Source organism: Microcoleus sp. Pol11C3 (genome assembly GCF_036701485.1).
GTDB lineage: Bacteria > Cyanobacteriota > Cyanobacteriia > Cyanobacteriales > Microcoleaceae > Microcoleus.
Genome location: NZ_JAUBQW010000162.1, coordinates 1 through 12,963, shown reverse-complemented (window position 1 = coordinate 12,963; position 12,963 = coordinate 1). Strand labels below are relative to the sequence as shown.

General features: G+C 46.1%; 15 protein-coding genes and 1 pseudogene. 7 read left to right on the top strand and 9 right to left on the bottom strand.

The window, feature by feature from the left end; translation table 11 throughout:
• The first annotated feature begins 483 nt into the window (after positions 1 to 483).
• The 3 genes from QUA40_RS24985 to QUA40_RS24975 all read left to right on the top strand — a co-directional run bounded on the left by QUA40_RS24985 (position 484) and on the right by QUA40_RS24975 (position 1,127).
• Positions 484 to 705 (top strand): hypothetical protein, encoded by a 222-nt coding sequence (locus tag QUA40_RS24985; RefSeq protein ID WP_333130873.1) that lies wholly within the window; start codon positions 484 to 486, stop codon positions 703 to 705.
• A 25-nt stretch (positions 706 to 730) separates the two neighbouring features.
• Complete coding sequence (locus tag QUA40_RS24980) at positions 731 to 925, top strand: hypothetical protein (protein ID WP_006631905.1); 195 nt, start codon at positions 731 to 733, stop codon at positions 923 to 925.
• 61 nt (positions 926 to 986) lie between these two features.
• Positions 987 to 1,127 (top strand): hypothetical protein, encoded by a 141-nt coding sequence (locus tag QUA40_RS24975; RefSeq protein ID WP_333130879.1) that lies wholly within the window; start codon positions 987 to 989, stop codon positions 1,125 to 1,127.
• A 66-nt stretch (positions 1,128 to 1,193) separates the two neighbouring features.
• Here QUA40_RS24975 and QUA40_RS24970 read toward each other — a convergent pair whose 3' ends face one another.
• Positions 1,194 to 1,457 carry a hypothetical protein gene (locus QUA40_RS24970; RefSeq protein ID WP_333130871.1) on the bottom strand — a complete coding sequence of 88 codons (264 nt, stop codon included), beginning with the start codon at positions 1,455 to 1,457 and terminating at the stop codon, positions 1,194 to 1,196.
• Between QUA40_RS24970 and argJ the strand changes: the two genes are divergently transcribed.
• Positions 1,456 to 2,697, top strand: a complete 1,242-nt coding sequence (gene argJ, locus QUA40_RS24965; protein WP_333130869.1) for a bifunctional ornithine acetyltransferase/N-acetylglutamate synthase — start codon at positions 1,456 to 1,458, stop codon at positions 2,695 to 2,697. The genes QUA40_RS24970 and argJ overlap by 2 nt on opposite strands.
• Here argJ and QUA40_RS24960 read toward each other — a convergent pair.
• On the bottom strand, positions 2,694 to 2,843 hold the full coding sequence (locus QUA40_RS24960; protein WP_333130867.1) for a hypothetical protein: 150 nt from the start codon (positions 2,841 to 2,843) through the stop codon (positions 2,694 to 2,696). The genes argJ and QUA40_RS24960 overlap by 4 nt on opposite strands.
• 14 nt (positions 2,844 to 2,857) lie before the next feature.
• Between QUA40_RS24960 and QUA40_RS29160 the strand changes: the two are divergent.
• A pseudogene (locus QUA40_RS29160) lies at positions 2,858 to 3,267 on the top strand (transposase).
• 284 nt (positions 3,268 to 3,551) lie between these two features.
• Here QUA40_RS29160 and QUA40_RS24950 read toward each other — a convergent pair.
• Positions 3,552 to 4,559: a zinc-dependent alcohol dehydrogenase family protein gene (locus QUA40_RS24950; RefSeq protein WP_333130877.1), complete on the bottom strand. Its 1,008-nt coding sequence runs from the start codon at positions 4,557 to 4,559 to the stop codon at positions 3,552 to 3,554.
• A gap of 133 nt (positions 4,560 to 4,692) precedes the next feature.
• Here QUA40_RS24950 and QUA40_RS24945 point away from each other — a divergent pair, with 133 nt between their 5' ends.
• Positions 4,693 to 8,244 carry an EAL domain-containing protein gene (locus QUA40_RS24945; RefSeq protein ID WP_333130863.1) on the top strand — a complete coding sequence of 1,184 codons (3,552 nt, stop codon included), beginning with the start codon at positions 4,693 to 4,695 and terminating at the stop codon, positions 8,242 to 8,244.
• A gap of 71 nt (positions 8,245 to 8,315) precedes the next feature.
• On the opposite strand, the gene QUA40_RS24940 is transcribed toward QUA40_RS24945, so the two are convergent.
• From QUA40_RS24940 to QUA40_RS24915, 6 genes are all read right to left on the bottom strand, one after another.
• Positions 8,316 to 8,534: a four helix bundle protein gene (locus QUA40_RS24940; RefSeq protein ID WP_333130875.1), complete on the bottom strand. Its 219-nt coding sequence runs from the start codon at positions 8,532 to 8,534 to the stop codon at positions 8,316 to 8,318.
• Between the two features lie 13 nt (positions 8,535 to 8,547).
• On the bottom strand, positions 8,548 to 8,685 hold the full coding sequence (locus QUA40_RS24935) for a hypothetical protein (protein WP_333130860.1): 138 nt from the start codon (positions 8,683 to 8,685) through the stop codon (positions 8,548 to 8,550).
• 98 nt (positions 8,686 to 8,783) lie between these two features.
• Positions 8,784 to 9,302, bottom strand: a complete 519-nt coding sequence (ilvN, locus tag QUA40_RS24930) for an acetolactate synthase small subunit (protein ID WP_190739991.1) — start codon at positions 9,300 to 9,302, stop codon at positions 8,784 to 8,786.
• A 349-nt stretch (positions 9,303 to 9,651) separates the two neighbouring features.
• A complete protein-coding gene (locus tag QUA40_RS24925) occupies positions 9,652 to 10,464 on the bottom strand; it encodes a carbon-nitrogen hydrolase family protein (RefSeq protein ID WP_333130858.1) in 813 nt (270 codons plus the stop codon).
• A 243-nt stretch (positions 10,465 to 10,707) separates the two neighbouring features.
• Positions 10,708 to 10,836: a photosystem I reaction center subunit IX gene (gene psaJ, locus QUA40_RS24920; RefSeq protein ID WP_172188099.1), complete on the bottom strand. Its 129-nt coding sequence runs from the start codon at positions 10,834 to 10,836 to the stop codon at positions 10,708 to 10,710.
• 117 nt (positions 10,837 to 10,953) lie between these two features.
• Positions 10,954 to 11,442 (bottom strand): Photosystem I reaction center subunit III, encoded by a 489-nt coding sequence (locus QUA40_RS24915; protein WP_333130856.1) that lies wholly within the window; start codon positions 11,440 to 11,442, stop codon positions 10,954 to 10,956.
• Between the two features lie 330 nt (positions 11,443 to 11,772).
• Between QUA40_RS24915 and tsaD the strand changes: the two genes are divergently transcribed.
• A complete protein-coding gene (gene tsaD, locus QUA40_RS24910) occupies positions 11,773 to 12,846 on the top strand; it encodes a tRNA (adenosine(37)-N6)-threonylcarbamoyltransferase complex transferase subunit TsaD (protein WP_333130854.1) in 1,074 nt (357 codons plus the stop codon).
• The last annotated feature ends 117 nt before the right edge of the window (positions 12,847 to 12,963 follow it).

Here is a 12,963-nt window from a genome sequence, read left to right as displayed (position 1 = left end):
ACATAATTGACTACTTTTTGTCTGAGGTCTAGACTGTAACTCATTTTTTTCTAATTAACTATTTTTATCGATTTTATAATGATCTTGCCTCCGTCTCACATTTATTTGAAATGACTATAATCTATTTTTACCAACAAAAAAAGCTCGCTTTTTGAGGATGGCGAGAGCGATTCACTTTGGCTCAACTCTATTATCTAGTTGACTACGAAAAACTTGACTATGCTTGAGCATAGCTGCTTAATTATTGTAAATCTAATTGTGATTCGCTCCTTAAGTAACCGGACAGAATTAATTACATCAAGACTTTTGAATAGGCGAGGTTTTATGCGGTATTTTGGGTAATTAATTGTGTCCAACTACTTATTAAATTTACTATTAACTAAGGCAAAATCGACTCCCTTGAGAGGCAAAATTCTGCATCTATAACTCTGAACCAAACTATAAAGTTATTTTGGCCACTAGCAATTAGGTAGCCGCTAAAATATGGCTCTTAGAAGAGGAATATTGTCAAATTTTGCCAACGGCTGCTTGAGGTTGAGCCTGAATCAACTAGCCAAAGCTCGATCGCACTCCCTGCAATCTCGATCGACATCCTCGCCCAGTTGCCCAAATGTAAAGTTTTGTGACAATCTCTATTTGGTAGCTTTAGATACAGAATTGTCTGTTATAGTTAGAGCAGGGCAGAAAAAACCAGCCCACAATTAATCTAAAGAATACCGAGGAACCCCTTATGTCTACCGAAAATCAAGCTCGCTCTCTGATGATGCGCCACCATCAACTGGTGAAGAACCGTCAGCAATCCATGCTCAACCGCACCGCCACCGAAGTCGGGATGGAAGATACGCACTACTGGGGTCACATTCAAGGCAAACCGCAGCCCAGCTTTCAAGCCAGTTACGATCGCAGCAACGCCACTATGAGCTAGGGCAAGCTAAATTTCGACAATTGTCTACGAAGTTATTACCTATAATTGGGAGAAATCAGTTATGTCAACTCAAGAACAAGCCCGCAACCTGATGATGCGCCATCAACACGTCGTCAAAAACCGTCAGGAATCCATGCTGAGCCGTGTGGCTGCTGAAGTTGGTTTAGATGCTGGTTCTCCAGCGACTATTGATCGCAAATAACTCCTTTTTTTTAACGGCGAGATAGTTGAATCGAGTTTGTTGTTTGCCCGCTAAAAATTAATAATGTCAATTACAAAACCGTCGCGACTTCTTCTTGAGTTCTAACTCTAGATTGGAAGGCGCGATTAGTTTTATGGGGAATTGGGAATTGGGAATTGGTAATATCTCGATCGTACTGCTGGTATAGAGAGCTGTTTGAGCAAAGGGTGAGCTAAACGAGAGTTGGATAGCCTCAAAAGTATACATACACAAACAATAAAAGACGTTTGTGCCGAGAAACTTGATATAATCCCCTTTCAGCAGATTGAAGGCTACTAGGGAGGTCATCATGTCGGACTGGAAAGAAATTGACGGCGGAGTTACAGCACCCAGAGGGTATCGAGCATCGGGAATTACAGCGGGTTTGAAGCCTTCAGGGTTGCCGGATTTAAGTTTAATTTTGTCAGAGGTAGACGCGATCGCCGCCGGAGTCTTCACAACATCCACTGTCCGGGCCGCTTGCGTGGACTACTGCCGCCAGCGTTTGCAAGCTAAACCCAGCGCCAAAGCAATTTTGTGCAATGCGGGACAAGCTAATGCCGCTACTGGCGAACAAGGTTTGGCAGATGCCCTCGAAAGTGCCAAATTGTTGGGAGAAGCGCTGAATATTCCTCCAGAATCTATTCTTTTGGCCTCCACTGGCGTCATCGGACAGCGGATTAAAATGGAGCCGCTGAGGGCGGGAATTCCGCGATTAGTTGCTGAGGCATCGGAAACGGGTTCCGATGCGGCTGCTAAGGCTATTTGTACGACTGATTTAGTGCCGAAAACGATCGCCCTGGAAACCATGTTTGGCGATCGACCCGTCCGCATCGGCGGCATTTGCAAAGGTTCGGGAATGATTCACCCGAATATGGCAACAATGCTGGCATTTGTAACTTGCGATGCAGCAGTGTCATCGCATTTGTGGCAAGAAATGCTAAGTCGGGCTGCTAACAGAAGTTTTAATCAAATTACTGTTGACGGCGATACCAGTACCAACGATTCGCTAATTGCTTTGGCAAACGGTCAATCTCGCACACCGGCAATTACGGAAATGGGGGCAGATGCTGAAAAATTAGAGGCGATGCTGACAGACGTTTGCGTACATTTAGCAAAGGCGATCGCCCGTGACGGCGAAGGTGCAACTTGTTTGGTAGAAGTGCAAGTTAGTGGCGCGCTGGATGAAGTTTCTGCGAGTAAAATAGCCAAAACAATTGTCGGTTCTTCCTTGGTAAAAGCTGCTATTTTCGGACGCGATCCGAATTGGGGGAGAATTGCGGCGGCGGCTGGGCGCGCTGGTGTACCTTTCGATCAAGAGAATTTGCGGATTCAATTGGGGGATTTTTTGATGATGGAAAACGGGCAACCTAAAGAGTTCGATCGCGCTGCTGCGAGTAATTATATGAAATCGGCTGCGGAGGGGGAATATTTGAAGGCTGATACGGTTTTAATTCAGATTAGTGTCGGGAATGGCAGCGGTTTTGCGAAAGCTTGGGGATGCGATTTGAGTTACGACTACGTGAAGATTAATGCGGAGTATACGACTTAAGGGCGATCGTATTTTTTAGCCAGGGCAGTTGGAAACTGCGGTGACACAGCCCCGGCGATTGAAATCGCGGTGACACAGCCCCGGCGATTGAAATCGCGGCGACACAGACAAAACCCATCTCCGTGGGTTAAAGATAAATCTGACATATTTTCCATAGATAATGAGAGACAATTTCACGCCGTTATATATCCATTTTACTTGGGCAACCTGGGATAGATTGCTTTGATTACTTCTGATATTCAACAAGTAATCTATGCAACAATTTTTGCAGAATGTCAGAAGTTGGGATACACTGTGATTGCCGTTGGCGGTAGAGAATATCACGTTCACTTGTTAAAAGGTTTTCCGACTATTTGAGCGGTATTTGAGATAATTAAGCAAGTCCAGGGTAGTTTTTCCCATTTCATCACTCACGAAATTAAACTGGGTGAATTTTTTAAATGGCAAGGCAACTAGGGAGCATTTACCGTTACCCATGATGCGATCGACATTGTAGCTAAATATATCAGAAAGCAAGCTGTTCACCACCATCAAAACTCAATGATATCGTTTGCGGTTGCATCGGAATAATAAAATCGAGTCAACAGTTAACACTCAACCATTCAGTTTTTCGACCCCTCCTTCAACAGTCAACAGTCAACAGTCAACAATCATGTATGAGTGCAACCGGAATTGATATGATTCCTCATTGGGAATTGACTCAAAAATCTCTAGATCATCTCAATCGTCCGTGATTATTCAACCCGCAGAGGCGGGTTTTGTTTGTGTCGCCACGAATTCCATTCGCCGGGAATCTCCACGAATTCTATGCGCCGGAAATCTCAATCCCCCACGAATTCCATGCGCTGGGAATCTCAATCGCCCGCAATTTCAAGCACTATTTTACCTGTTACTGATCCTGTTTCTAACAGTTCGTGAGCGGCTTGAGCTTGTTCGAGAGGAAAAGTCTGGCTGACATGAATTTTGAGCAAGTTGCGATCGCACAAACGAGCACACTGCTGCAAAATATAAGCCTGCTGTTCCTGTTCCTCCACCAAACTTTGCAGCATCGGTGTTAACATTAACTCCAGACTAATTCGCAGATTGCGAATTCTCGCTGTTTTCAAATTGCCCAAAGCTGGATCAGGTTCCAAAATTGTTACCAAATCTCCATAAATCTTCACAGCAGGAATAGTTTGATAAAAAGTTTCTCCCCCGACTGTATCGAAAGCCAAGTCAACTCCTTGTCCTTGAGTCCAAGTCAAAACTTCATCGACAACATCAGTATTTTTGTATAAAATTACTAAATCTGCACCTAACTGCTTGACAAAATTGGCTTTTTCCTCAGAACTAACAGTAGTGCAAACCTCAGCCCCCTGCAACTTCGCCAACTGTACCGCGACGTGGCCGACACCGCCGGCACCAGCTTGAATCAGCACTTTTTGCCCGGCTTGCAAGCGCCCTCGATCGTACAGCGATTCCCATGCTGTAATTAAAACTAACGGTGCCGCCGCCGCCTCAGCAAAACTTAAAGCAGCAGGCTTGAGGGCGAGAAAGCGTTGGTCTACAACTGCAAACTCAGCATAAGTACCGATCGACCCGCCCAAACCGCCATTGCAGAAAAAAACCTCGTCTCCCACTTGGACACTTTGCACACCACCACCTACAGCCTCTACGACTCCAGCACCGTCGCACCCCAAAACGTGAGGAGTTTTCTCGGGGTAAAAAGTGCCGCGCGATCGCAACTTAGTATCTATCGGATTAATACCCGCCGCTCGCAACCGCACCAAAACATCAGTTTCTGTTTGTATAGTAGGGGCGGGGATATCTTGCGCTTTCAATACGGACGGGCTTCCGGGGGTTTGAAAAACGATCGCTTTCATCAGGGTTATTAACTCTCTTGTCGCCTTCACGGCGATCTTACCTTGTATTCGTTACCCATCCGTGACGATACTTAGTTATTTTTAAATAGATTGGCTTCAGATAACTACAATAATTGTCGAGCGGTGCTAATCGATGTTCGAGCTAGATTTATTTTTTTACTTTGAGATTCTTGGATATCTTGTGGGATTATCGGCTATTTTAGCCTTGGCGTCCGGGATTTATCTCAAGTGGCAGCGAAGGCCCCCCAGCCTCCCTCTGGCTGAAGAGAAACAGCCGTTGGCAGAATTAAACCCCGACGATTTATCGGCGGGATTGAAAATTAGGAAAAACTTTGGGATGTTCTCCAACTCAAATCTGTTGTGGCCAACACAGAGATTCTTGGGTAAAGTTTTAAGTATTGGCCGCGCTCTATTGTTCGGCCAGCAAAAGCGCCCAACTGTGAATTCTTCGACTCTTGTCGGGTCTGGAAGCATCAAAACCCTAAGTGTGAGCATTTCGGGTTCGATGGGGGAAAATCGCGATCGCCCGAATGCCGAGAATCCTCCCAAAGTTAATGGTTTCGCGCAATTAGAGGAAGATTTGCTGGGCGAAATCCTAGCAGGTACTGATTCGCCGGGGGGGGCAGAATTCTTTGATGCCTTAGTTAGCCACTTAGCCTCAGCACTCGGAGTTCGCACCGCCGTCGCTGCCAAATCGATTAAGTCAAAGGCACGCACCGATGCTGCTGCCGATAGATTGCAACTTATCAGTTTTTGGAGCGACGGACAGCAGCAGCCAAACTTTGAGTGCGACACCGCCAATACTCCCGAAGCGCGGGTGCTGGATGCGGGAATGTATTCCTGTCCCGACAACCTCTGGGAAACCTTTCCAGAAGACCGCAGACCAGTAATTAAAGGTGCGCGCAGTTTCCTGGGAGTCTTGCTCAAAAACTCTTACGGCGAACCTTTAGGCATTATTTGTATTTTCCACGATCAACCCCTCCCGGAAGCAGATATTGCTAACTTCCGACTAATTCTCAGCATTTTTGCCGGACGGGCCGCCGCCGAATTAGAGCGCCAGCGCCTAGAAGCAGCACTGTCAACTGTAGAAGCGAAATACTGCGCTCTTGTAGAACAAATGCCGGCTGTCACCTACATTTCTCCCCTCAACCGCACCGCAGCCAAACTTTATATCAGCCCGCAAATCGAGACTTTTCTTGGTTATTCTGTAGCTGAATGGAGGGCAGACCCAGACCTGTGGCTGAAACTCGTTCACCCAGAAGACCGCGATCGCGTGTTAGTTGAAAACGCCACACAGAAATTTACCAGTGGAGAAGAGCTATTTTGGGACGGGCCGCTCGTTTCAGAATATCGCGCGATCGCCCGCAACGGTCGAGTCGTCTGGTTCCGCGATCAAGCGACCGCAGTTCGGGACGAAGCAAGCAAGTCCGTTATCCTTCAAGGCGCAATGTTTGACATTACGGAGACTAAAGTAGCTGCCAGCGCGCTGCTAGAAAGCGAATACCGCTATTACACCTTGGCAAAAATACTGCCGGTCGGGATTTTCCGCGCCGACGCTACGGGAGATTGCTTGTACGTCAACGAGCGATTTTTGGAGATGGCGGGACTGACTGCGCCCAAGGCACTGGGCGAAGGTTGGGCGCAAAGTTTGCATCCTGAAGATCGCGATCGCGTTTTGAGCCAGTGGTATGGCGCTGTCACAGACAAGTTGCCGTGTAAGTTAGAGTACCGCTTTTGTAATGGCGAATTCACAACCTGGGTATTTTGGCAAGCTGTGCCAGAAATGGCCAAAAGCGGGGAAGTTATGGGCTATCTCGGCACCTTGACCGATATCACCGATCGCAAGCAGGCAGAATTCGCGCTACAACAGGCCGAAGAGAAATACCGCAGTATCTTTGAAAATGCGATCGAAGGCATTTTCCAGACAACGCCCGACGGTTGCTACCTCAGCGCTAACCCTGCTTTGGCGAGAATTTACGGCTACGAGTCGGCCGCCGAATTGATCGCGAATATACGCAACATCGATCGCCAACTCTACCTCGATCCCAACCGGCGCGTCGAGTTTTTGGACGAGATCGAAAAACACGGTTTTGTGTCAGAGTTCGAGTCCCAAGTTTACCGCGCTGATGGCACTACTATCTGGGTTTCCGAGAACGGCCGGGCAGTTCGCGACCCTGACGGAAATTTACTTTACTACGAAGGCACTGTCGAAGATATTACCCTCCGCAAAATAGCAGAAGACAAGTTACTACACGATGCTTTGCACGATATGCTAACCGGTTTGCCCAACCGAGCTTTATTTATGGATCGCTTGGGGCACGCGATCGAGCTTTCAAAACGCCGCCCGGAGGTTTTGTTTGCGGTGCTGTTTATCGATCTCGATCGCTTTAAGGTTGTTAACGACAGTTTGGGGCATTTAGTGGGCGATCGGTTGCTGATCGCGATCGCGCAGCGCGTGGAAATCTGTTTGCGCGCTGGAGATACCGTTGCCCGTCTCGGCGGCGACGAATTCGCTATTTTGCTAGAAAATATTAAAAGTACCGAGGATGCGACCGAGATTGCCGAACGAGTGCAAGCGGAACTGGCAGAGCCTTTTTACCTTAACGAGTATCAAGTTTTTACCAGTGCTAGCATTGGGATTGTTTGTTCTGGTTATCCTCATCCTCCGTCTGCAAAGGAAACCACCCAACTGTCGATCGCCGGAAACCTGGGAAATATCGATCTGCAAACTTCTTTGTCTTGCTTATCTTCCGACTCTCCTGTTGCCAATGTCCTGTTCCCAATGTTGTACGATCGACCTGAAGAACTGCTTCGAGATGCAGATGCTGCCATGTATCATGCTAAGGGATTGGGCAAAGCTCGTCACGAAGTTTTTGACTTAAGTATGCACACTCGTGCGGTCGCCCTTTTGCAACTGGAAAACGACCTGCGACGCGCTTTAGAATCCCAGGAATTTCAGCTTTACTATCAGCCTATCGTCTCTCTAACTAGCGGTACAATCAGGGGTTTTGAAGCGCTGCTGCGATGGTATCACCCGCAGCGGGGTGTCGTATCTCCCGGCGACTTTATTTTAGTAGCAGAAGAAACCAGATTGATTATACCTATTGGCTGGTGGATGATGCGATCGGCTTGTCATCAGATCCACGAGTGGCACCAAAAATTCCCAGCAAATCCGCCGTTGACTGTCAGCGTCAACCTTTCTAACCAGCAATTTAAACAACCGGATTTAATCGATCGCATTCGCGAAATTTTACAAGAAACTAAGCTTGACCCCCGCACTTTAAAGGTAGAAATTACTGAAGGCGTCATCATGGAGAATGCCGAATCAGCAGTCGCTATCCTCGGGGAATTGAAAAATTTAGAAATTCAATTATATATTGACGATTTCGGAACAGGCTATTCTTCTTTGAGCCGCCTGCACACTTTTCCAACTGATGCTTTAAAAATTGATCGAGCTTTTGTTAGCCGCATGACTGAAGATGAAGGAAACGAAGCGATTGTACAGACAATTTTAATTTTAGCCAGTCATTTAGGTATGGATGTAATTGCTGAAGGCATCGAAACCATCGAACAGCTTAATTTACTCAGAGCGCTGCAATGCGAATATGGACAAGGATACTTTTTTTCAAAGCCGATAGACACCATCGCAGCCACACTTTTGATAGAAAGTCAACCTAAATGGTAATTTGACTGTTGACTGTTGACTGTTGGGTGTTGACTGTTGAGGGTTGAGGGTTGACTGTTGAGGGTTGACTGTTAACCTTTGGGTTTTTGTTTTAGTGAGTTAAGATAAGCATTAAGTTTTGGTGAAAGTTCATTTAATAAGGGATGCAGTCGATCGCTCTGTTCTTGAGTTAAAAGATTTCGAGCATAGGCCAGTCTTAACCAGTGTCTTGTTTCGTTTAAGGAGCCTCTGGCAATTTTCACAAAACGCTGATTATCTTGGCAGCTATAGCGTCCATGTCCTTCTGCAATATTAGCACCAACACTATCTATCAGCCGATCGCACTATTTGTTTGCCCATCGTATCCTTCGCAAAGTCGTCCCACTTTTTAACAATAAACCATATTTCATTTGATATTTTTTCAGCTAATCCATAAACTCTTAGCTGTTGGAAGCTTTCCATATTAGCTCCTTTAACATACTTGATGGCCAACCATTGACAGTCAACAGTTAACCCTCAACAGTCAACAGTCAACAGTCAACAGTCAACCGTCAACTTCCTTAAACTTTGGCTTCCAAAGACTTGAGAAACTCAGTATTGACCCCCGACTCTCGCGTCAGGGCAATTTTCCCAGTACGAGCAATTTCCTTAATCCCAAATCTATTCAGAACCTGGACGATCGCCACCATTTTACCGGGATCTCCCACAACTTCCAATGTCAGCGTATCATCACCAATATCCACAACTCGCGCTCTAAAAATTTGAGCTAACTCAATTATCTCCGATCGCGTCCCGCTAGCAGCATTCACTTTCAGCAACATCAACTCCCGTTCCACACATGGAATTTCCGTTATGTCCTGAACTTTAAGCACGTTAATCAACTTGTAAAGTTGCTTGGTCAACTGCTCGATAATCTGGTCATCTCCGGGTACAACCATGGTAATCCGAGACACTCCCACTTGCTCCGCCGGGCCAACAGCCAGACTTTCAATATTAAAACCCCGACGGGCAAACAAACCAGCAATTCGAGTGAGGACACCCGCTTCATCTTCAACTAAAACCGAAAGAGTGTGTTTCATTTCTCCAAAAAGACGCATTTCGTGCAATTCTACTTTCGCTAATTCGCCTTTTAGCAGAAGTGCACGCCCATTGAACCTGCCTTAGACATTTTATCGCGAGTTATTGGCCGTTCATCTGCAGGAAAAAACAATATCATTAAGCTGTCGGGGCCAGAGTCACGTCCGATCAACAATATCACTCATAGATCAGCGTAAATCCGCCCCCACCCGCTTATTTTTGTTGATCGCACCCACATCAGCTAAGTTTTTTTGTGTACGAACCTACACAATTCATCGCTACAATAAAAACTTTTCAGGTCTTCTCGCTGACGGGACTGAAATTTTGAGACCAATGGGTCTCAAAATTCCTTCACAGAAAAACCCGGTGTTGCAGCGATGGCATTTGGCGGCGGACTTGTTCTAGTCGATCGGGATTAATTTCTGCGATCGCCACACCCGGTTCCTCTCCAGCATCCGCCAAAACCACACCCCAAGGATCTATAATCATCGCGTGACCATGAGTTTGACGGCGGCCGTAGTGGTGTCCAGTCTGTGCCGGGGCGATCATATAACAAGTATTCTCGATCGCCCTAGCTTGCAACAAAACCTTCCAGTGATCCTTGCCGGTGTAAGCAGTAAACGCTGCCGGCACGAACAAAATATCAGCCCCCTTGTACGACAAATGCCTGTACACTTCCGGGAACCGTACGTCATAGCACACGGAAAGTCCCAGCGTCCCCAACTCCGGCGACACATAAACCGACGGCAAATCTTCACCAGCTTTCACAGTGTTCGATTCCCTGTAAGTAATGCCGTCGGGAACATCCACATCGAACAAATGTACTTTTCTGTACCTTGCCACTTCTGTGCCGTTTGGGTCTACCAGCAAACAAGTATTGTATACCTTCCCCCCTGGAGTCGGCACTGGAAATCCGCCTCCCAGAATCGTTACCTGGAAACGTTGGGCCATCGTTTTGAGGAATTTTTCGCTTTGGAGTCCGATAGTCTCTGCTAAAGCAATTTTTTCCTCCTCTTCTCCCATAAACGAGAAATTTTCTGGTAAGGAAACTAACTCCGCACCCCGACGTACTGCCAGGTCGATTAATTCCTCTGCCTGAACCAAATTTTTTTGCAGGTCAGGCAAGCTAGTCATTTGAATTGCTGCGGCGAGATAAGACTTCATCGATTCACAATATTAGTCATTAGTCATTAGTCATTAGTCATTAGTTATTAGTCATTGGTAACTAATTTGATAACTAAATAGTTGCTATCTTGGATTTTAGCCATTTATGCGCTGTCTGGCACGAACTGGTATGGTTTGAGAGTTTTGATATTTGAGCTTTAAATTAACCTGTAACTCATAATTCAAAAATCAAAACTCTCAACTTTTACCTTCTAGGTTTTGCAACCTAATTTCCCTCAAATCTTAAGGCATTGGATGGAAAAGCAGGTCGGGGAAAAAGCGGTTAAATTCAATTAAACCCGCAGCTTGAATAGATATCCAAAGGATAGCCAAGACTGGTGCGGTCGAAAGAAACTTGACAAAGTATTGCATGAATTCTGCTCCTAAAAATTTGAGACAGTTGGTAATTGCCGATCGATCCAGGGCTAATTGCTAATTTCTAGTTAATTACTTAACTGTTAGCTATTAGCTCTTCTCCATTTCCCAATTTTAGCGGGGGGAAACAGTAATTTCGTCGTCCTTTGCAAACATTTCACCGCTGGTGATTGATGTCAGAGCTGCCAGAGGCCATAAAACGCCGCTCAGCATACATTTGATTGCCAAAGGAACGTCGATAATAATCTCTTTTTCCTCTGGAGTTGCTGATTTTTTGGTAACTTGCAGATAAGAGCGGCCGACCCAACCAATCCAACCTGCGATATACAAGAACAGTATGCTAGGAATCAAAAAGTCCCCTGCTTTGCTCAAGTTGCCGTCTACGATTAAGTGCGGGTATCCTTCCGGGCCGCACATAGCTTGAGAATAGCGCTCGAATCTTGCTTTCGCAGATGCGGGGTCGCCATTCGTAGAACGTGCATTTTTAGCCAGTTCCTTAAATTCGGGAGAGTCCTTGCACGGCACTAAATTGTAAGCCGAAGCAACTGGAGCAAAACTGATCCAGACACTCAACACTAAAATTGCAGCAAACAATCGTCGCATGGAATTGTTTCCTTTTGTTACAAAACAATAAGTTTTTGTACAAGCATTTCAACTTGCCGATCTGGAATCCAGATTATCGTGTTTGTTGACAGTGTAAAGTATCCATCATTGATGCGGCAAAGCCCAATAGAATGAGGGATTCCCGTTTTCATAGGTCAATGCTGAGCTAGCAATACCGCGAGGATATTCCTTCATTGCATCAGATGATGGCCTTAGCTGTCGATCGGGCAAAGATCCCTTACCAATAACCTGAGTACAGGTATAGCGGGGGACTTGCGCCGAATTAGTTAAGCTAGCAATAACTAACCTATCAAATAAAATTACCAGTTAATGGCAACCATTTTCGCAATCGAAACAAGTTGTGACGAAACAGCAGCAGCAATTGTTAAGAATCGTCAAGTTTGCAGCAATGTTGTAGCATCGCAAATTAAAATCCACGAGCAGTATGGCGGGGTAGTACCAGAAGTGGCTTCGCGGAGTCACCTAGAAATGCTCAATCAGGTAATTGCCCAGTGTCTCGGTGAAGCAAACCTCAGTTGGTCAGAAATTGACGGCATTGCAGCGACTTGTGCCCCCGGTTTAGTAGGTGCATTGTTAGTTGGGCTGACAGCGGCGAAAAGCTTGGCAATAGTCCATCAAAAACCTTTTTTAGGCGTCCACCACCTTGAAGGGCACATCTACGCTTCTTACCTTACCGAACCCGACTTGCAGCCACCCTTTTTGTGTTTGTTAGTTTCCGGGGGACACACTAGCTTTATTTATGTCAAAGATTGCGGCGTTTATGAAACTGTAGGACACACACGCGACGACGCCGCCGGCGAAGCTTTTGATAAAGTTGCGAGACTGTTGCAGCTAGGATATCCCGGCGGGCCGATGATTGACAAATTGGCCGCCCTTGGCAATCCCCAAGCATACCCCCTACCAGAAGGCAGAATTTCCTTGCCCGGTGGAGGCTACCATCCTTACGACAGTAGTTTTAGCGGCTTGAAAACAGCAGTTTTGCAATTAGTGCAGAAACTCAAGAAACAAAATAACAATGTGGATGGGGAAGGCTTCTTGCCTGCCTCTACAATTAATGATATTGCGGCTAGCTTTCAGGAAACAGTAGCCAAGGGTTTAACAAAAAGAGCGATCGACTGTGCCTTAAATTTCGGGCTTACCACTATTGTAGTCGGTGGCGGAGTGGCAGCAAACAGCGGACTCCGAAAACACTTACAAGCAGCAGCAGCAAAACACAACTTGCGAGTATTGTTTCCCCCGTTAAAATATTGTACAGACAACGCAGCAATGATCGGCTGTGCCGCGGCAGAACACTTGCAGCGAGGACACAAATCGCCGCTGACTTTGGGAGCAAATTCGCGGATGGCCCTCAGCGATATTATGGAACTGTACAATAGTCATTAGTTATTAGTTATAGTCATTTCAAATAAGTATGAGACGCTAAACTGCACAATAAGCACGAATAATTTCATCAAGAGATGTGCCAGGAGACGCATACATTTTAGCTCTCTTTAATGCACT

Coding starts and splice junctions, on each gene's coding strand:
- QUA40_RS24970 (WP_333130871.1), bottom strand. CDS start 1,457: ATGATGACCTCCCTAGTAGCCTTCAATCTGCTGAAAGGGGATTATATC.
- argJ (WP_333130869.1), top strand. CDS start 1,456: ATGTCGGACTGGAAAGAAATTGACGGCGGAGTTACAGCACCCAGAGGG.
- psaJ (WP_172188099.1), bottom strand. CDS start 10,836: ATGCAATACTTTGTCAAGTTTCTTTCGACCGCACCAGTCTTGGCTATC.
- ilvN (WP_190739991.1), bottom strand. CDS start 9,302: ATGAAACACACTCTTTCGGTTTTAGTTGAAGATGAAGCGGGTGTCCTC.
- QUA40_RS24925 (WP_333130858.1), bottom strand. CDS start 10,464: ATGAAGTCTTATCTCGCCGCAGCAATTCAAATGACTAGCTTGCCTGAC.
- QUA40_RS24950 (WP_333130877.1), bottom strand. CDS start 4,559: ATGAAAGCGATCGTTTTTCAAACCCCCGGAAGCCCGTCCGTATTGAAA.
- QUA40_RS24915 (WP_333130856.1), bottom strand. CDS start 11,442: ATGCGACGATTGTTTGCTGCAATTTTAGTGTTGAGTGTCTGGATCAGT.
- QUA40_RS24985 (WP_333130873.1), top strand. CDS start 484: ATGGCTCTTAGAAGAGGAATATTGTCAAATTTTGCCAACGGCTGCTTG.
- QUA40_RS24945 (WP_333130863.1), top strand. CDS start 4,693: ATGTTCGAGCTAGATTTATTTTTTTACTTTGAGATTCTTGGATATCTT.
- tsaD (WP_333130854.1), top strand. CDS start 11,773: ATGGCAACCATTTTCGCAATCGAAACAAGTTGTGACGAAACAGCAGCA.
- QUA40_RS24935 (WP_333130860.1), bottom strand. CDS start 8,685: ATGGAAAGCTTCCAACAGCTAAGAGTTTATGGATTAGCTGAAAAAATA.
- QUA40_RS24960 (WP_333130867.1), bottom strand. CDS start 2,843: ATGTCAGATTTATCTTTAACCCACGGAGATGGGTTTTGTCTGTGTCGC.
- QUA40_RS24980 (WP_006631905.1), top strand. CDS start 731: ATGTCTACCGAAAATCAAGCTCGCTCTCTGATGATGCGCCACCATCAA.
- QUA40_RS24975 (WP_333130879.1), top strand. CDS start 987: ATGTCAACTCAAGAACAAGCCCGCAACCTGATGATGCGCCATCAACAC.